Below are 17,028 nucleotides of genomic sequence, written 5' to 3'. Positions count from 1 at the left end.
ATGTATTCGCTGCCGACGTGCAGGTTTTGATCATTTGATGTGATACTATTCGACCACTTCTTTCTTTTCATTCGAAGGCACTGTTTTTACATGCTTTTCGAATATTTCATATTGGGCCCCTGTCATTTCCATACACATACGCTTTCCTGTTTTCTGTCCGTCTTCATCTATTTCCTTAAGGCAGACCGTGACACTCTTCACCGTTGACAGATCCCTTTTTGTTTCCATTATTCAGCCCTTCCTTTCATGAAAAATCCACCACATCAAACGCCGTCATCCCGTCTTCACCCACTTCGTCGGAATCCGCATCAGTTTTACCGCAAACCTGTTATTATCCCCGTAATCAAACAGGAACAACATCATTTCTCCGACTTGCTGAAACGCCTGACTGATCTTTGTCTTTTTTACGCTTTTGGAACCCGTGCAAGATGTTTCCGCTTCCGCGTCAACGAAAAGCTCATAGGCCTTGGATGAATTGCTCAATTTCTCGAAATCGCTGTAAAATCCGAAGCAGTGGTCCAGTTCAAAGTCAAATTCCTTGACGATCTTTTCAGCAAACTTATAAAGGCTGTCGTTCCCCTTAGCCTTAATTGTCTTACGTGTTCCATCTTCTTCACAAAATACATCAAATTCATACATTTCATTCATATTTCCTCCTTTTATTCACATCATAAAGCTTTTGTGAATAATGCGGGCTTCATTTGATTTAATTACTTCCGAAACAGTTAATTATTAAATGGATTCTCTCTTATTTATTGAGAATGCCTTGAATTCATTTTTTTGTTCTAACGTTTAACATTTATTAACTAGTTCTCCATCCATTTTTTGACTCAATTGCGAGGCATTTATTTGACCCTGTTCTTCAACATTAACTAGTATTAACTAATTCATCGGCTATTTAATTAGCCATTTCCCTGTTCTTTTCTTGCCCTCAAAACGGACTTTTCCATCATCTTTCAGCTCTTGAAGAAAATTATTGATCGTTTTCTGATCAAATCCAAGCGCGTCTCTGAAATCAGTATTCCTGGCACCCTTTTTATTCTTTTTCAAATGTTCAACTATCAACTGCTTATTTCTATCACGAGAAAGACCGGCAATGCGCGTGTAAATGCCTGCTTTGCCCTGGTACTCATACCATTTATGAGAAAGGATATATTGGGTTGAGCTTGTTCTTCCAATTTTCTCGATTATCCCCATTTCAAGAAATTTATCCTTGAACTTTAGGGATTTTACTTTTTTGTTTTCCCTAATATTTTCCAATTCATATATTTCTTCGAAAGTTAATGATATTTGTTTCTCGTTCGCAACTTTTTCAAGAAACTTGATAAACTGTTCATCTTTAACTTTAGCAGGGATACTAAGTTTTACGGAATATTGATCGCTCCCTTTAAAGCTGGGCAGCCCTTTCCCCTCTCGTATGGTAGTTCCAAATATAACCTCCATTCCCTGCCCTGATCTTTCAATCAAACCCGCTTTTTCCAGTATCTCGGCAATACGCCTGTTCCTCCATTCAGATTTTTCGATGATATTTTCCGGGGTTATCCCCGGCAAAAAACCTCCGGGACTTTCTATCGTGAACTCGTCAGGTGAAGCTTTGATAATAATTGACGCGGTTTCTGTCTTATAATCCCTGTGAGCTACGGCATTTAATACTGCTTCACGTATTGGAGCTTCCGTGAACGCGGATATCTCTCTTTGGACAAATCCTTCCTGGAATGGTGTCCTTGAATTCCTCGCGTTGATGATAGCCCAAATATCATCGTATATCTTAAAGAACGGATCTCTCCAACTTGAACGAAAATCATGGCTGATTTTCTTCTCCTGACGCCATTCGTATATTATTTCCGCACCCGGCAACAATTCAGCTATTTTTTCTTTTTTCCCGAACAGAATCAACCCGGCATAATTAATTTCTTTATCTGTGAAAATCTCTATTGATCTCAATATTTTCTCCGTGTCATGGCTCAAATATTCCAGTTTGCCTTGTTTTTTCGCCCAAAGCGCTCTAAATCTATTGACGGATTCTTCATCTATATCAGAAAGAGCTAATCCCGGCACAATCTGAGCGGAAAAGTCTTTTATGGTTTCCATCACGATTTCTCTTATCTTATCTGATGTCATTTCAACCAGCGAACTGCCGGCCCGCATTAGATATCTGCCATTTGATTTTATTAAAATACCGACCGGATGACTTGGAATATGAAATATAACAACTCTTTTTGTGTCTATTTTGAGCTCTTCGGCATCTACTCTTATAGAAAGAGCTTGTAGAAGCTTAATTGGTAATTCATGTAATGTTCCTGCAAATGATTTCGTTCCTATTATCTCTCTTTCTTTATCGGTAACACCTAATATCAGCTTGCCGCCTCCCTCATTAGCAATTGCGGCACAATAATCAGAAAGTGACTGGGAACTAATGCTCGAAGGTTTACATTCCAAATGCGCCCCTTCCGGCTCTTTTAATAATAATTTGAACTGTTCTTCCGTGGTTTTTGTCGTATTTGACTCCAATTATAGCACTCGCAAAAGAAGTATTCTCAATTTACCCAAAATCCACCACCTGAAACCCTTCGGCTACGCTCAGGGCAAGCGCGTTCGTCCCGATTAGATCGGGACTTCCACCTTCGCTTCAGCTTCGGCGGACAGGTCGGCAGGCTGATTGCGTTTCCGTTGTGGCGGATAAATTGCTGTAAGCATCCTTGGGGGAGGTTCCCAATGACCCTCCAAAGGAGACTTTATCATGAAAAAGGATGACAAATCCATCAGGGGTGCTTGCACTGAGCGAGCGCCGGCGAGTCGAAGTGTCGAAAAATCCGGCAGTAAGTCTTTGGTTCCTGCGGAGATCATTGAGAACATGATCCTGTTGATAAGGGGGCAAAAAGTGATGCTCGATAAGGACCTTGCGGACCTTTATGGTGTTGAAACAAAATACTTAAAAAGAGCCGTTAAAAGAAATATCTTCCGTTTTCCGGATGATTTCATGATCAGGCTTTCAATTGACGAACAAAAAGCTCTAAGGTGCCATTTTGGCGCCTTAGAAAGAGGCAAACACTCAAAATACTTGATGTACGCTTTTACCGAACAAGGCATAGCCATGCTGTCAAGTGTCCTTAACAGCAAAAGGGCTGTATTAGTAAATATCCAGGTCATGAGGACATTTACAAAATTAAGGACAATGTTATCTGGATATAAAGAACTTAGGAACAAGATAGAAGAAATGGAAAAGAAATACGACGGCCAATTCAAGATCGTTTTTGACGCGTTGAGAGAGATGCTGCATGAAAAAGAAAAGCCAAAAGGCAGGTTCGGGTTCATTTAACAGCGTTCAGGCGTTGGCAGGCGTGCTGACTGCGTTAAGAGAAATCTACTATTTGAAAAGCGTTTACCGCCTTTTTCCCTATATGCTCCATCGTCATGTATTCCCTATCGAATGGATCCCTCTGCCAGTATCTAAAGAAATCATCGGGCCTCTTAAATCTTGAGAATATAAACCCCGCCGTTTTCGCGGCTCTGTCCATTATCGCAGGGATCTCCTTAAAATCAAAAGGATGAACATCAAATATCCCTGGATTGATGATCCTGACTGCTATTTTTTTCTTCAAGAAGATATCGTCATTGATATATCTATTAATCTGCGAAAAAGAAGTCGTCAGGTCCAGGCATTGCATAAAAACGTCCATAATGTTCTTTTTGTTAAAATCGCCCTTTACCTGCCCACAATAACCAAGATCACAGGCGATTATCCTTTTAACCCCCGCTATCCTCGCCGCGACCGATATTGGACAGTTTTCCCTGATCCCGCCGTCGGCAAGCGCCATAACTTTATTGCCAACCTTTACTTTCTTTGGTTTGAATATAACAGGAAATGATATTGACGCTTCAAGCGCTTCTGATATCAGCATATTGCTTTCTTTGCTTGTCCCGAGCGACGAGCAATAGCGAGGAGTCGAGGGACTGAACACTATCTGCTTTCCGGAATTGAGGTCCGTTGCCGTGATATAAACCGGTTTTTTGAGGTCATTAAACGTCTTGCCAGTTAACCCGGCCTCTTTTGCGATCAGCTTTACGGTTTCTTTGGAATCGATCAGCCCTGCCTTAGAAAACAGGTCAAAGGATAAAAGCTGCGGCCATATATGCTTTTTAACGAACTTCAGAGATATTTCTTTGACTGTCTTAGGATCGTCATAAAGGCCGAGAAGCACGGAAAATATTGCGCCGATTGAAGTGCCAACGAAGATATCGGGCTTATAGCCCCTTTTATACATTTCTTCGGCAATACTTATATGAGCGGCACCTTTCACAAAGCCGCCGGATAAGACTAATGCGAGTTTATTCATTTTTTGTATTCTGCTTGAACGGACTGCGTACTGCCAACTGCGTACTGCGTACTGCGGTTTTAACCAATGATCTTTCTGGCCGCAAGTACTATCTTTTTCGCAAAGGCCAGGTATTCGGCAGCTTCCTTTTCCGAGACCTCGATACCGCCGCAGTAGAAGTCCAGGTTCCTTTTTCCCCTCATAACATCCGCGTCCTGCCCTATCGTTTTATCATCCAGTATTTTTGCCAGTGCTTCTATGACCTTGATGTGATGTCCGGAACCGCTTTTGACTTTGCAATTATTTTTGCTCAGAAGAGCTATCCCCGCTTTGATTATTGCCTTGTAAGAATAGTCGAAGATGACCTCACTTATCCTGTCTTTCCCTGCTATTTCAAGCGTCTTTTCGGCATTCTTCATGTTCGCCTCTACCTGTTCAGGCGTAAAGTTGAATATCTTAAAGTGTTTTGCCTCGAATTTCAACATATTATCTTTATCTTTTTATTCTTAAGGACTCCGCAAATGAAGGGGTCTTTCTTTTTTTTGCGCTTTTCATAGTCAGCCCTGCCATAACTTACCGCATTGAGCTCTCTTCCTGTCTCTTTCTGAAGAACAGAAAGTGCCCTGTTGAGTTCTATTGCGGAATGACTTCCCACGGCCATAATATCAATATCGCTGTAACTGTCAAAACCGCCTGCCACGTATGATCCGTAGATAATGGCTTCTTCCAGTCCTTTGACTTTCTCTAATGCTTCCTTGAGCATCGCTTCAAACCCATGGGTCTTGAGGAATATCTCCTTGTAGTTTTTGTATAACGGATTCTTTTTGTTAGACGAAAAATACCGCTCCTTGCCCCTGAATTCGCTTTTTAAAAGTCCTTCCTCCTCAAGCTTTATCAGTGACCTGTAAAGGTTCATTGGGTCAGCGCCGATCAGGCGCGCAAGCTCATTTATGTATATGCTTTTGTCTTCGTTCAGAAAGAAATAATTCAGCGCTTTGCTCTTGATGCCGGACCTTAAGTTTAACATTGTCACTCCTTACTATGGTTATAGTCATATAATACTATAAACAATTCTTTTGTCAACGGCCCGATCTGCGGACTGCTAACTGCTGACTGCGTGCCCCGCGCGCGGCGCTCCCTCGGCTCCCTCGACTTCGCTCGGGACAAGCTTTGACGAAGCCGCCGGAAAGAACTAATGCCGATTTATTTTTCATAGAAAGCCCAATAATTTATGATCAATAGCTTTCTTTTCTGTGAGAGATGCGCAGGATGAAAATAAGCATTTTATCGTGAACCGGCCTGTAAATGACCCTGTACGTTCCTACCCTGTAAGAATGATAGTCTCTTAGATCTCCCTGCAAAAACTTACCTGAAAGAGGATCTTTTCGTATAATATCCAGCGCTGACAATATGTTCTGTAAAAGCTCTTTGTTCTTTAGTTTCTTGAGGAATTTAGCGGCCTGGCTTGAAAACTCAAGTTCATACTTTGAGTTCATTCTTCAGTTTTTCCCAGGAAACGGTTTTACCCGTTTTAAGTTCTTTTTCGGCTATTCTGATCTCCTTGGAGATACCGGGGTCTTCCATCAATATGTCAAGGGTTTCCTTCATCCCTTCGTACTCCCTGGCGTCGATCAGTACCGCGGGCCTTTTCAAGGACAATCCATTCACATATACGGGTTTCGTTTTTTGTTTTGCCTGTTTTGTTTTCATAGTGGTTGAATTATATCATAAAACAGCGCCTTTTTTGAAGCTCGCCCTGAGCAATAGAGGAAATATCTATCAAGGACAGCACGAACCAGTTGTGTCTCCCGAAATGTTTGAAGAGGCGCAGAAACATCACAAACAGAGAATATACGGCAGAGTCGTTCACTGTGCTTTATTTCCGGGATTACTTCATTGTAAAGGCTGCGGATCTACTATGAGCGAAGTCTTCACAAATAAAAAGAGAGATACAAGGAGAGTCAGATATTTTTATTATCGTTGCACAAGCGTTAATAAAAGGGACCTGTCTTTTTGTGATATCAGGCAGGTCAGCGTTGATCGTCTGGACAGGCTTGTCATAGATTATCTTGATAATATAGCCAAAAACAATCAACATCTCGACAGTTTGATCTTCACGCTCAATAATTCGCCTAAACCTATGGCAAGCGGACTTGAACCGGGGCCCTTTCCATTGCAGTTCACCTCCGAAAAGGTCCGGCAGATACTTGAGACCTTAACTGGGCCGGCAGATAATATGGACATGACTGAAAGACGAATTATTATGAAACGGCACATCGAAAAGATAATTTATTCGAAGGAGAACATCGAAGTAATATTGAAATATCATGATAACAGCGCCGAAAATCAAACCCCTGAAACTGTTCCTGCGGCATTTTTTTGCCCCCACCCAAAAAAATGCCGCAGAAGAAAACCTTCGCCGAAAAATATTTCAGAAAACGCTTGTGCGGGAGTTCGCAAAGAAACTAAAATGGAGGCACGCGGACTCGAACCGCGGACCTTCTGCTTGCAAAGCAGACGTTCTACCAGCTGAACTATGCCCCCACTAATGAAAATGGTGCGAGCGGCCCACACCGCTACCATTACTCTGATTATACCTAACACTATTCACGGCTGCAAGAAGAAAGATCTGGGTAGGCTGTAGCCTTCCTATCTTGGGGGCGGTTGGAGTTTATCCTGAGCAAAGCGAAGGACTCCCTCCCCAAACCTTTACCCGCCTCTGGAGGGCCTTCCGCAAAAATCGCCTGCTTATTTATCTGTTAGTTTTTCTTCAAAAAACTCTTTGTGCCAGTTTAGCTGTGTCCCCGCAGCCTGTAAAGCTGAGAGAAGGATCGTTTCAGATATTTCCTGCTTTGTCGCTCCCGCCGCTAGCGCGTCCTTAATATGATGCTCCGTGCAATGCCGGCACCGGAAAACGGAGGCTATCGCGACGCGTATTAGTTCTTTTGTCTTCGAATCCAGTATGGAAGCCTGTTTTGCAGTATTTGAAAAGTGCTGATACCCAGCTCCCAGGGGAGACTGTTTTAAATACCATGGGCCTTCATTTACCATCTTACCCACCTCCTTGTTCATGCAGATGCTTGACGACCTTCGCCTCAACCATGTAAACAACATCTTCGGCAATATTCATCGCGTGGTCGCAGATGCGCTCGAGATGCCTTGCAATAAGTACAAGCGGGATAGCTTTTGGTACGGCGGAACAATCCTTTGTCATTATGTCTATCAGCTCGTCGGTTATCAGGTCCTTTAATCTGTCAGATTCTTTTTCAAGGTCGTGTATCTTAAGGCTCCTTGAACCGTCTCTTTTTACAAAAGAATCGATACTCTCTCTTATCATCTGCCTTGCTATCTCCGCAAGTTTTGGAGTATCTATAAGAGGTTTAAGGAGCGGCCAGTTTAAAAGTTCTTTGTTCCTTTGAGAGATATCAACTGAAAGATCCCCTATCCTTTCAAGGTCTGTTACGATCTTCATTGCGGTCGCGATAAATCTTAAATCAGCTGCCATCGGCTGTCTTGTCGCAAGAATAGTGATGCATTTATCGTCTATCTCAAGCTCAAGTTGGTCGACTTCCTTATCATCCTCTATGACTTTATCCGACATCTTTTCATCCCTTCTCTTGACAGCTTCGATGCTCATGGCAACGGAAGTCTCGACCATATTTGCCATCATCATTATTAATCCGTTCAATTCTGAAAGTTCCGTATCCATTGTCCGTTCGCTCATGATTGTCCTCCTTATCCGAATCTTCCTGTAATATAATCCTCTGTCCTTTTATCCGAAGGAGCGGTGAATATTTTTTTCGTGATATCAAACTCTATCAGCTCGCCCAGAAGAAAGAATCCGGTAAAGTCCGCAACACGCGCTGCCTGCTGCATATTATGGGTAACTATCAGTATTGTGATCGATTTTTTAAGCTCCGCGATCAGGTCTTCAATTTTCCCCGTGGAGATCGGGTCAAGCGCTGAGCAGGGCTCATCAAGCAGAAGAACTTCAGGTTTTACCGCCAATGCCCTTGCTATGCAAAGCCTTTGCTGCTGACCGCCGGAAAGAGAGTTCCCGGGGCAGAACAGGATGTCTTTAACTTCTTCCCACAAGGCCGCCTGTTTCAGGCTGTGCTCGACCGCTTCATCAAGTTTTTTTCTGTTGTTAAGTCCGTTCAACTTGAGACCTGCCGCAACATTGTCATAGATGGACATTGTCGGGAAAGGGGTCGCCTTTTGAAAGACCATGCCTATTTTTCGCCGGATCCCGACCGGATCAACCGATGGATCGCTGATGATGATTCCTTCAAGCGATATTTCTCCGCTCATCCTTGCGTCAATGACAGTCTCGTGCATCCTGTTCACGCACCGGATAAAAGTGGACTTGCCGCAACCTGAAGGGCCGATGACTGCAGTAACCATGTTCTCCGCAATAGAAACATTAATATTTTTAAGCGCCTGCTTAGCCCCGAACCAGGCGTTAAGTTCTTTTACTTTTATCTTTTCTTTATCCAAAGTTCACCCTCTTTGAGAATTTCCTTACAAATATTGTAACAAAAAGAACTATACCGATTAGCACAAGTGATCCGGCCCAGGCCATATTATGCCATTGCTCATAAGGAGATATCGCATAAGTGTATATTTGCACGGTCATGGAGGCTGTCGGCTGATCCGGCATAAAGTTCCAGTACATGCTGTTGAAGGCCGTGAATAATAGCGGGGCCGTTTCTCCGGCCGCTCTTGCGACCGCGAGCATCACCCCGGTAAATATTCCGCTCCATGCCGATCTTACAACAACGCTTAAAGAGACCCTCCATTCCGGAATACCCAGAGCAAGCGCTGATTCCCTGAGCGTCCTTGGGACCATTTTCAGCATTTCTTCGGTCGTCTTTGTTATATATGGAAGCATTATCATTGCCACCGCAAAACCGCCCGCGATCGCCGAAAACCGGTGCATTGTAAGGACAAAAACGGTATAAGAGAACAAAGCAAGGACAATTGTGGGAACACCACTCATCACGTCAACGCAGTACCTAACAATGAATCCTGTCTTTCCTTTTCCCCACTCTGAAAGCCAGATGCCTGAAAATATTCCGATTGGCAGGCTGAAAACGCATCCAAGACCTACTATCATTAAAGTACCTATTATTCCGTTGCCGATGCCGCCGCCATTCTCACCGACCGGAACAGGCACATGAGTGAAAAAGCTCAGAGTCAAAGAAGATGCGCCTTTAAAAATGACGTATCCCAGAAGAAGTATCAAAGGAAGGACTGCGGCCCCAGCGCAGAAGACTGCTGCGTATATAAAAAGCCTGTCCTTCAACTTTCTTATTGAATAAGACCTTTGCCCGCTATTTTCCATATCAGTATCCTTGCAAGTCCGTTGATCACGACCGTCAAGAGTAAGAGAATCAATCCTATTTCGAACATTGCTGAAAGGTTCATCGGGCTCGAGGCTTCCGCAAATTCATTTGCTATTACCGATGCCAGCGTGTATCCGGGAGCAAATAACGAAGCCGACACCTCCGGCCTGTTACCTATCACCATCGTTATTGCCATCGTCTCACCAACTGCCCTTCCAAGAGCGAGTATCACAGCCCCGACTATACCTGACACGGCCGGAGGAAGCACCGCGGTCCTAACCGTTTCCCATTTTGTCGCACCGAGCGCCATTGCGGATTCACGCAGACTGTTAGGGACAACTTGAAGTATCTCTCTTGATACGGAAGTAATGGTCGGAAGTATCATTATCGCGAGTATCACTCCTCCTGTCATCATGCTGAGCCCCATAGGCGGCCCCTGAAAAAGAGGGATGAAACCGAAATATTTTGCCAGGAAAGGCTGGATATACTGCACAAGGAAAGGACCGAGAACAAATATACCCCAAAGACCGTACACTACAGAAGGTATCGCAGCCAGCATGTCCACCATCGTTGCAATATATTCTTTGAACTTTGACTTTGAAACTTCTGAAAGATAGACAGCGCATCCGAGCCCGAGCGGCACGGCTATCACCAGTGCGATAAATGAAGAAAGAAGCGTCCCGTAAATGAACGGCAAAGCTCCGTATATTTCAGCTACCGGGTCCCAGACCGATCTGACAAGAAAACCCGGGCCGAAAGCAATTATTGACGGGATGGATTTTTGCGCCAGCATCAAAAATACCGCCGCGGACATCACAGGGATGACCGCGGCAAATATTACTGCTATTGTTCTATAGATCCTGTCGGCCTTGTTCGGATCATTTTTCAAAACTATTTTATCGTCTCCAAAGCTGCAACGACTTTATTCCTTAATGACTGCGGCAGAGGAGCATAATACAGATCTCCTGCATAATCCTGACCTTTTGTCAGCGACCAGCCGAGAAAATCCTTAAGTAGTTTTGTTTTTTCAGCGTTCGAATTTTCTTTTCTTACAACTATCCATGTCAGTCCGGATATCGGATAGCTTGCGCTTCCCGGCATGTTCAGTATTTCGCCCCTGAAATCTGCGGGTATCTTTGACATGCCTTTATCCGCCGCTGCCGTGACACCGCTTACGGACGGTAACACATAATTTCCCGAACGGTTCTTTATTGCCGCCATAGGCAGGTTATTCTGTTTCGCGTAAGCCAGCTCGACGTACCCGATGGAGTTACTGTTGTTCACTACCGCTCCAGTCACTCCTTCATTTCCCTTTGCACCGACACCTACCGGCCACGCGACCGCTTTCCCGGCTCCGACTTTTGCAGCCCAGTCGGTGCTCACTTTTGCAAGATATCCTGTGAAGATGCTCGTGGTCCCGCTGGCATCAGATCTGTGGGCTATAAGTATGCTTGAATCTGGAAGCGATATTCCGGGATTGAGTTCCGCTATCCTTTCATCGTTCCATTTCTTGATGTCTCCCATGAATATCGCTGCAAGGGTTTTTCCGTCAAGATTTAGAGTCTTGAGACCGTTATTGAAAACCACTGCGACCGCTCCCATCACTGTCGGCACGTGTACGACCCCGCCACTCACCTTAGATATCTCATCGTTTGTCATATAAGCATCGGTCGCGCCGAAATCCACAACACCGGCAGTGAACTGTCTGATGCCTCCGCCGGAGCCGATCGACGCATAATTGACCTGTATTCCCTTTATCTTGTTATACTCGGACATCCACTTCGAATAGATCGGGTACGGGAATGTCGCGCCTGCCCCGTTCAGGTCAGCGGCAGCGGACATGCCCGTAAAAATTACTGCCATTATTGACAGCGCCGCAAAAACTTTCTTTATCATCATTTGGCCTCCTTTTTTATTATCATCTTTATCCATTAACATAATATTACGCATTTGTTAAATATTTGTTAATTAATACTTCGTCTCCATCTGGACGTACAGAACACTTGACTGTGCACCGGACCCTGTCTGGGATGTCTGCTGGTCGACTGCGAGACGGATATCTTTGTTTATCTGGCAAACTATCCCGTAGAATGACCTTTTAACATCAGTCGTTGCGGTCGTATTAAGGTTAGGACTATAAACATCCGCCCTTGCAAAAAGGCTCAGAGGCAGCCATTCCACCAGCGGCTGGACATTGAATAATCCTCCTATGCTCGTTCCGGCAACTCCGCCTTTCGCTCTGTAATACTCCCCGAAGACGGTCCCCAGATCATGCCTGTATGCAACAGCTGCTCCGGCTTTTGTGCCGTCTTTGTTGACCAAAGTGCTGTCCTCTCCCAATAAAGACAAAAATGTACCTGCCGTTACTTTACCGTATGTCGCATCTGAATAGAGATCCGAATTCAATCTCAAAGACAGGTCTTTCCTGTTATTGGTCTCAACGGCTTTATATCCCGTACCGTTTAAAAGGGTAGCATGATACTCGATTTCCGGGACCATCGGCAATGTAAATTTTCCTGTTGCTCCGATACCGAAATCTGCCGACGACATAAGACCTTCATTATCCACTAGGCTCTTCGCGATGAACCTTATATCCATGATCTTGTCCATCCAGTCGATCCAGACGGTGTGCTGAAGACCGACTTTTGCGGTCAACGACATCGGGATTACCTGCATATTAGCTAAATCTATAGGAATATCCACATAAGCATATTTCAGATAATCGAACAGGTTCTGGGTTGTCTTCGCCGTATCCAAAGCAGTGCTGAGCCTTGCCACATCAAGAGTCACCCTCATTGCTGCTCCGCCGCCAAGCTTCTTTTTTATGTCAACATACGCTCTGTCAATATCAAAATTGTTAAATGCTGCTCCGCTTGATTTGCTCTGCCACCTGAAAAATATCACCCCACCGACCTTCGCGTCGCTATTATCGGCTTTCACTGTGTCTATCTGGCCTTTTAGCTCAGACACAGCCTTGTTCACGTCGTCCCTGATATCTTCCGTTGTATCCTCTGCCTTGTTCTCCTGAGATTTCATCTTAGGCGAGGCTTTCATTTGCGGTGCTGCTTTTTTTCCTGCTTTTACAACCGCTTTTTTCGCTTTAGCGGGTTGCAGCTTCTTTGCCGCGGGCGCTGCCATAGCGCTTGCAGTCAAAACTGTCATCAACAAAAAACACGTTATCTTATTGAACATCTGATTCCTCCTTTTTATTGATCATCATCATCATTCTTCCTGCCGCCAGATCAAGAAAAGAGCGTCCTTGTTTTCTCTTTTCCGCTAAGACAGCAAGCAATGCAAGCCCTAACCGGTTTTTGCACCTCCTTTTCCTGTGATAGTAGATCGTCTTCTTCTTTGGTATCACACTACTATTATCGTATCGGGGTGTTACGGCTTGATGAAGGATTTGTTAACTGGGAGTAAAATATTTACAAAGGGAATATAAGCGTGAATGTCGAGCCTTTTCCGGCCTCGCTTTGAACAGAGACCCTGCCGCCGTGAAGTTCCATTATATGTTTGACGATAGAAAGGCCAAGACCTGTTCCACCGGAATCTCTTGATCTGCCCGGATCAACACGGTAAAACCTCTCAAAGATGCGGCCGATGTTTTCTTTGGGTATACCGATGCCGTTGTCTGAAACAGAGATCTCTATATTATTGTCTTTTCTAACACATTTTATGCTTACCATGCTGTCTTTTTCAGAATAATTCACCGCATTGTCTATAAGATTTGAAACTGCCCTGAAAAGATGGTCTTTGATACTTCTAATGGACAGCTGACCGTCACATTCAACATTTATAACAATGCCTTTTTTGTTTGCCTTTTCCAAAAGCAATTCAACCGATCTGGATATGACCTCTGATATATTGACGCTCTTCGGCTCGCCAGATTTCACTCCGGACTCAAGCCTTGAAAGCTCGAGAATGTCGTCAATCAATGAAGAAAGATTGTCGGAGTGTTTTTCGATCTTCAGGATAAATTCCCTGCTCTTTTCCTTATCGTCCGGAGCACTGTTGAGCAGCGTCTCCGCATAGTTCTTTATAGCCGTTAAAGGTGTTTTTAGTTCATGAGAGATATTCGCGACAAATTCAGAGCGGTACCTCTCAAGCTTTTTTAGCTTTGTTATATCATGAAGAACGCATATTCCGCCGAAGATATCCCCGTCCTTATCTTTGATCGGCCCGGCATAAACCGCGAATGATGCTTCTACAGGGGTCAATATATCGATTTCCTCCTCTATCTCTTTTCCCAATTTAATGGACCTATCCGTTATAGCCGCTATCTCGTTGTTCCGCAGCACTTCAAGGACCGTTTTTCCTGTCAGATCATCACCGTGCAGACCGAAGATCTTTTCAACTGCGGGATTGACCGTGTGTATCTTTCCGTCTTTATCAAGGACCACAACGCCTTCCTTCATTCCCGAGAAGACTGCGCCTGAGCTTCCCTGCTGTTTTTTAATATTATTGAAAAGATCTGAAAGCTTTAAGCTCATCTTCTCGACAGCTCTTTCGAGCGAGCCTATCTCAAACCAGGATTTCTTCATTATCGTAGCCGGAAAACGGCCTTCGGATATCTTTTCGGAAGTTTCTACAAGCCGCCTTAACGGCCTTGTGAATATCATCGAGATAAAATAGCTTGTTATAACACAGACAGCCAACGCTAACAGAAGCGCAAGAGCCAGTGACCTGTAGAATTTTAATGTGATCTTGGGAATATACTCAGAAGGATCGGACATCCTCAGATAACCGAGGATCCTGCCGTTTTTTTCTCTTAAAGCCAAGGCAAGATATATTTGATCCCTTCTTGTTGTTTCACTGTACCTTATAGAAGAGCCGTATTTTCCTGACGCGGCTTCTACTACTTCCGGTCTTGTAAGGTGATTTTCCATCGCCTTGATCTTTGAAAGAGGTTCGTCCGAGTCAGCGAGGACCGCCCCGTCTTTGTTTATCAAAGTGACCCGGCTTCCCGTATTTTTTGCGATTTCAACTGCTTTTTCCTGCGAAACTGCCTTTACAGCATTTGAAAGCAGAAGATTTGAAAAATCTTCCCTGCTCATGTTTGCTTGAACCAAAAGCTGATCTTTTATCTGGGAAACAGCAAGGTCCTTTATTGAAGGAAGGGCGATCAAAGAAAGGAGCAGGAAAGAGATCAGCACGATCCCTGTAAGGACAAGAAAAATAACGGGCCTGATGCTTTTGAACATGTATCAGCTCTTTTCCGAGAATTTATATCCTACGCCGTGGAGCGTCTTTAAATAATGCGATGCTGACTTTAATTTTTCCCTGAGCCGTCTCATATGGACATCAACAGTACGCGTTTCGATTGCCGCATCGATACCCCAGACACTATCAAGAAGCTTGTCCCTGCTGTAGACCCTTTCTTTGTTCTCGGCCAAATATTTTAATAACAGGAATTCCTTCGCCGTTAATTCTAATTTCTTTCCAATCACCGTCACAATATGCTGGTCAACATCTATTTCAAGTCCCGGATATTTCAAAATACTCTGCGTTTTTTCGACACCTGTCCCGTATCTTTTCAATATAGCTTTTATTCTTGCCAGGAGCTCCCTCATGCTGAAAGGTTTGGTCATGTAATCGTCTGCCCCTATCTCAAGTCCAACAATCTTGTCAGTTTCTTCACTTTTTGCGGTAAGCATGATAACCGGTATATTTGCTGTTTTGGCATCTTTCTTCAACCTTTTGCAAACTTCGGTACCGTCCATTTTGGGCAGCATAAGGTCTAGTATCACAATATCAGGCAACTTGTTCTGCGCGGTCAAAAGCCCTGTATCCCCGTCAAAAGCTTTATGTACCTTGTATCCTTCTTTGGAAAGGTTGTATTCAATCGCTTCCACAATGTCCTTTTCATCGTCTACTACCAGGACGGTTTTCATAATGGAATTATATCATTCCATATGTGAATATTATATTAAGAACTTGTAAAATTATTGTTTCTGGTTGGCGGTCGCAATTTTTTATATTGGGGGCTAAGGTATGCGACCGCCATATAAAGATGCAGCCGTGAATGCGTTATGTATAATCAGAGTAATGGTAGCGGTGTGGGCCGCTCGCACCATTTTAGGATTACTTTGAACTATTGATGATGTTAGGCGGCTTGGAGCTGCGAAGTAGCGACAAGCCGCCTGATCTTTATTAGAAGATAAGTTTCTTTCCGCCGATGTCGCCGAGCCTTGCGAGGCGGCGGAGGCGTCATCTCCGCTCTCGTAATACAATTATGACTTCTATTGCCTCTGTCAAATAAATGCCACTTTTCGCTGTGCCTTTTCAAACCCAACCAAACGATTTTTGCTTTCTATGAGGGGTGCTTCTCCGGGTTTTCCATTGTAGCATTTTCCCGCCTTTGCGCTTCAAGGTCGCTCCCACTTGCTCCGCCTCGTCCGCGCCTTCGTAGCTGCTCGGCGTCGCGCGTGTCCGCTCCCTCTGCGGCTGCCTTCGGTTCGCTCAGGCAGCCTTGCCCTCCGCTTACGCTCCGGGTGCCGCGCGGCGGGAAAATGCTACATGGATCTCAAGGAGGTGCAGTTATATGTCCTATTCAGTTGGTGTCATTGGTTCCCGTTCTCTTCCCGTCCGTTTCGCTCCGCTCGTTGATCATGTCGTGTCCCTGCTTCTGGCTCGCGGTTTTAGTGTGGCTTCCGGCGGTGCCATGGGCGCTGATCAGTTTGCTTTGTCTGCGGTGCTTCGTCAGGGTGCTTCTTCCCGTAGCGTTGTTTATTCGGCTTGGTCTTCCGCCGCGGGCTTCCCTTTTTCCGTCCGTCCGCAGGTTGAGCGGTTTATCGGGTCAGGCGGCAATGTGGTTTGGGGCTCTTCTTCCATTGGTTCTCCCCGTCAGGTTGCCGTCTCCGCGCTTCTCCGCCGCAACAGGCGTTTGGTTTCCGCGTCCTCTGTCATCGTTGCTTTCCTGCACGGCCCTTCGCGCGGCTCTCTCTATACCATCCGTCATGCTGTTTCCCGGGGTGTCCCTGTCATTGTGTTCCTTTGCGGCGGCGGGGTTCACCCCGAGCAGGGTCGAGGGGCCGTTCTGCCGCCTGATCTGGCTCGTCATTGTTTCGTTTTTCATAGGGAGGTGATATAATCATGTCTGAAATAAAAGTTTCACAATGTTGTGAGCATTGTTTAAACCCTTTACATTGTAATAGCTTTAAGAAGTCCCGTTGCCCGCGTTTTCTAAGCTACATTAGATCACTACACTTGTCCAATGCTCACCGAGAATTAATTTCAGAATTGAAGAATTTGATTTGCTCCCCTGCTTGTCCCGAGCGAGCGCAAGCGAGCCGAGGGATCAAGGGGGAGATACAGAGGGGGTTAAATAAATTCGAAAGGAGGACAAGTGTATGAGAGCAGCTATCTAT

The 17,028-nt window shown here is 44.8% G+C and carries 20 protein-coding genes and 1 tRNA gene; 1 reads left to right on the top strand and 20 read right to left on the bottom strand.

The genetic code is table 11. The annotated features are described in order from the left end of the window. Positions 1–45: 45 nt before the first annotated feature. From NTZ10_03305 to NTZ10_03295, 3 genes are all read right to left on the bottom strand, one after another. The gene (locus NTZ10_03305; GenBank protein MCX5749254.1) at positions 46–228 is read right to left on the bottom strand and encodes a hypothetical protein; all 183 of its coding nucleotides are present in this window, start codon (positions 226–228) and stop codon (positions 46–48) included. Positions 229–273: 45 nt separating this feature from the next. After that, positions 274–639: a hypothetical protein gene (locus NTZ10_03300; protein MCX5749253.1), complete on the bottom strand. Its 366-nt coding sequence runs from the start codon at positions 637–639 to the stop codon at positions 274–276. Positions 640–894: 255 nt separating this feature from the next. Continuing rightward, on the bottom strand, positions 895–2,511 hold the full coding sequence (locus NTZ10_03295) for a putative DNA binding domain-containing protein (protein ID MCX5749252.1): 1,617 nt from the start codon (positions 2,509–2,511) through the stop codon (positions 895–897). A gap of 229 nt (positions 2,512–2,740) precedes the next feature. Here NTZ10_03295 and NTZ10_03290 point away from each other — a divergent pair, with 229 nt between their 5' ends. Then, complete coding sequence (locus NTZ10_03290; GenBank protein ID MCX5749251.1) at positions 2,741–3,319, top strand: ORF6N domain-containing protein; 579 nt, start codon at positions 2,741–2,743, stop codon at positions 3,317–3,319. A gap of 34 nt (positions 3,320–3,353) precedes the next feature. On the opposite strand, the gene NTZ10_03285 is transcribed toward NTZ10_03290, so the two are convergent. From NTZ10_03285 to NTZ10_03205, 17 genes are all read right to left on the bottom strand, one after another. Further along, on the bottom strand, positions 3,354–4,337 hold the full coding sequence (locus NTZ10_03285) for a patatin-like phospholipase family protein (GenBank protein ID MCX5749250.1): 984 nt from the start codon (positions 4,335–4,337) through the stop codon (positions 3,354–3,356). Between the two features lie 59 nt (positions 4,338–4,396). Next, positions 4,397–4,801: a hypothetical protein gene (locus NTZ10_03280; GenBank protein MCX5749249.1), complete on the bottom strand. Its 405-nt coding sequence runs from the start codon at positions 4,799–4,801 to the stop codon at positions 4,397–4,399. Continuing rightward, a complete protein-coding gene (locus tag NTZ10_03275; protein MCX5749248.1) occupies positions 4,795–5,343 on the bottom strand; it encodes a nucleotidyltransferase domain-containing protein in 549 nt (182 codons plus the stop codon). Before NTZ10_03275 ends, NTZ10_03280 begins: the two co-directional genes overlap by 7 nt. 208 nt (positions 5,344–5,551) lie before the next feature. Further along, positions 5,552–5,812 carry a type II toxin-antitoxin system RelE/ParE family toxin gene (locus NTZ10_03270; protein MCX5749247.1) on the bottom strand — a complete coding sequence of 87 codons (261 nt, stop codon included), beginning with the start codon at positions 5,810–5,812 and terminating at the stop codon, positions 5,552–5,554. Next, entirely contained in the window at positions 5,796–6,026 is a 231-nt protein-coding gene (locus NTZ10_03265) for a hypothetical protein (GenBank protein ID MCX5749246.1), read from the bottom strand. The genes NTZ10_03270 and NTZ10_03265 overlap by 17 nt, the downstream gene beginning before the upstream one ends. A gap of 761 nt (positions 6,027–6,787) precedes the next feature. After that, positions 6,788–6,860 (bottom strand) — tRNA-Ala (locus tag NTZ10_03260). Between the two features lie 204 nt (positions 6,861–7,064). Continuing rightward, the gene (locus NTZ10_03255) at positions 7,065–7,367 is read right to left on the bottom strand and encodes a carboxymuconolactone decarboxylase family protein (protein MCX5749245.1); all 303 of its coding nucleotides are present in this window, start codon (positions 7,365–7,367) and stop codon (positions 7,065–7,067) included. Between the two features lies 1 nt (position 7,368). Further along, on the bottom strand, positions 7,369–8,040 hold the full coding sequence (gene phoU / locus NTZ10_03250; protein MCX5749244.1) for a phosphate signaling complex protein PhoU: 672 nt from the start codon (positions 8,038–8,040) through the stop codon (positions 7,369–7,371). Positions 8,041–8,051: 11 nt separating this feature from the next. Further along, positions 8,052–8,813, bottom strand: a complete 762-nt coding sequence (gene pstB / locus NTZ10_03245) for a phosphate ABC transporter ATP-binding protein PstB (protein ID MCX5749243.1) — start codon at positions 8,811–8,813, stop codon at positions 8,052–8,054. Then, complete coding sequence (pstA, locus tag NTZ10_03240; protein ID MCX5749242.1) at positions 8,806–9,660, bottom strand: phosphate ABC transporter permease PstA; 855 nt, start codon at positions 9,658–9,660, stop codon at positions 8,806–8,808. The genes pstB and pstA overlap by 8 nt, the downstream gene beginning before the upstream one ends. Continuing rightward, positions 9,627–10,550: a phosphate ABC transporter permease subunit PstC gene (gene pstC / locus NTZ10_03235; GenBank protein ID MCX5749241.1), complete on the bottom strand. Its 924-nt coding sequence runs from the start codon at positions 10,548–10,550 to the stop codon at positions 9,627–9,629. The genes pstA and pstC overlap by 34 nt, the downstream gene beginning before the upstream one ends. A 2-nt stretch (positions 10,551–10,552) precedes the next feature. Further along, complete coding sequence (pstS, locus tag NTZ10_03230) at positions 10,553–11,557, bottom strand: phosphate ABC transporter substrate-binding protein PstS (protein ID MCX5749240.1); 1,005 nt, start codon at positions 11,555–11,557, stop codon at positions 10,553–10,555. Between the two features lie 72 nt (positions 11,558–11,629). Continuing rightward, the gene (locus NTZ10_03225) at positions 11,630–12,853 is read right to left on the bottom strand and encodes a hypothetical protein (GenBank protein ID MCX5749239.1); all 1,224 of its coding nucleotides are present in this window, start codon (positions 12,851–12,853) and stop codon (positions 11,630–11,632) included. Beyond that, positions 12,843–13,022 carry a hypothetical protein gene (locus NTZ10_03220; GenBank protein MCX5749238.1) on the bottom strand — a complete coding sequence of 60 codons (180 nt, stop codon included), beginning with the start codon at positions 13,020–13,022 and terminating at the stop codon, positions 12,843–12,845. Before NTZ10_03220 ends, NTZ10_03225 begins: the two co-directional genes overlap by 11 nt. 64 nt (positions 13,023–13,086) lie before the next feature. Further along, complete coding sequence (locus NTZ10_03215; GenBank protein ID MCX5749237.1) at positions 13,087–14,862, bottom strand: ATP-binding protein; 1,776 nt, start codon at positions 14,860–14,862, stop codon at positions 13,087–13,089. 3 nt (positions 14,863–14,865) lie between these two features. Continuing rightward, positions 14,866–15,555 (bottom strand): response regulator, encoded by a 690-nt coding sequence (locus tag NTZ10_03210; protein ID MCX5749236.1) that lies wholly within the window; start codon positions 15,553–15,555, stop codon positions 14,866–14,868. 902 nt (positions 15,556–16,457) lie between these two features. Next, positions 16,458–16,736 carry a hypothetical protein gene (locus tag NTZ10_03205; GenBank protein MCX5749235.1) on the bottom strand — a complete coding sequence of 93 codons (279 nt, stop codon included), beginning with the start codon at positions 16,734–16,736 and terminating at the stop codon, positions 16,458–16,460. Positions 16,737–17,028 lie beyond the last annotated feature (292 nt).

The sequence above is a fragment of the Candidatus Saganbacteria bacterium genome (assembly GCA_026387835.1).
Classification (GTDB): Bacteria; Margulisbacteria; WOR-1; order JAKLHX01; family JAKLHX01; genus JAPLKZ01.
This window is presented reverse-complemented; position numbering and strand designations above follow the sequence as displayed.

What these genes read in the sequence shown, in the direction of transcription:
- NTZ10_03305 (MCX5749254.1), bottom strand. Translation starts at nt 228, where the DNA reads ATGGAAACAAAAAGGGATCTGTCAACGGTGAAGAGTGTCACGGTCTGC.
- NTZ10_03300 (MCX5749253.1), bottom strand. Translation starts at nt 639, where the DNA reads ATGTATGAATTTGATGTATTTTGTGAAGAAGATGGAACACGTAAGACA.
- NTZ10_03290 (MCX5749251.1), top strand. Translation starts at nt 2,741, where the DNA reads ATGAAAAAGGATGACAAATCCATCAGGGGTGCTTGCACTGAGCGAGCG.
- NTZ10_03285 (MCX5749250.1), bottom strand. Translation starts at nt 4,337, where the DNA reads ATGAATAAACTCGCATTAGTCTTATCCGGCGGCTTTGTGAAAGGTGCC.
- NTZ10_03280 (MCX5749249.1), bottom strand. Translation starts at nt 4,801, where the DNA reads ATGTTGAAATTCGAGGCAAAACACTTTAAGATATTCAACTTTACGCCT.
- NTZ10_03275 (MCX5749248.1), bottom strand. Translation starts at nt 5,343, where the DNA reads ATGTTAAACTTAAGGTCCGGCATCAAGAGCAAAGCGCTGAATTATTTC.
- NTZ10_03270 (MCX5749247.1), bottom strand. Translation starts at nt 5,812, where the DNA reads ATGAACTCAAAGTATGAACTTGAGTTTTCAAGCCAGGCCGCTAAATTC.
- NTZ10_03265 (MCX5749246.1), bottom strand. Translation starts at nt 6,026, where the DNA reads ATGAAAACAAAACAGGCAAAACAAAAAACGAAACCCGTATATGTGAAT.
- NTZ10_03255 (MCX5749245.1), bottom strand. Translation starts at nt 7,367, where the DNA reads ATGGTAAATGAAGGCCCATGGTATTTAAAACAGTCTCCCCTGGGAGCT.
- phoU (MCX5749244.1), bottom strand. Translation starts at nt 8,040, where the DNA reads ATGAGCGAACGGACAATGGATACGGAACTTTCAGAATTGAACGGATTA.
- pstA (MCX5749242.1), bottom strand. Translation starts at nt 9,660, where the DNA reads ATGGAAAATAGCGGGCAAAGGTCTTATTCAATAAGAAAGTTGAAGGAC.
- pstS (MCX5749240.1), bottom strand. Translation starts at nt 11,557, where the DNA reads ATGATAAAGAAAGTTTTTGCGGCGCTGTCAATAATGGCAGTAATTTTT.
- NTZ10_03225 (MCX5749239.1), bottom strand. Translation starts at nt 12,853, where the DNA reads ATGTTCAATAAGATAACGTGTTTTTTGTTGATGACAGTTTTGACTGCA.
- NTZ10_03215 (MCX5749237.1), bottom strand. Translation starts at nt 14,862, where the DNA reads ATGTTCAAAAGCATCAGGCCCGTTATTTTTCTTGTCCTTACAGGGATC.
- NTZ10_03205 (MCX5749235.1), bottom strand. Translation starts at nt 16,736, where the DNA reads ATGAAAAACGAAACAATGACGAGCCAGATCAGGCGGCAGAACGGCCCC.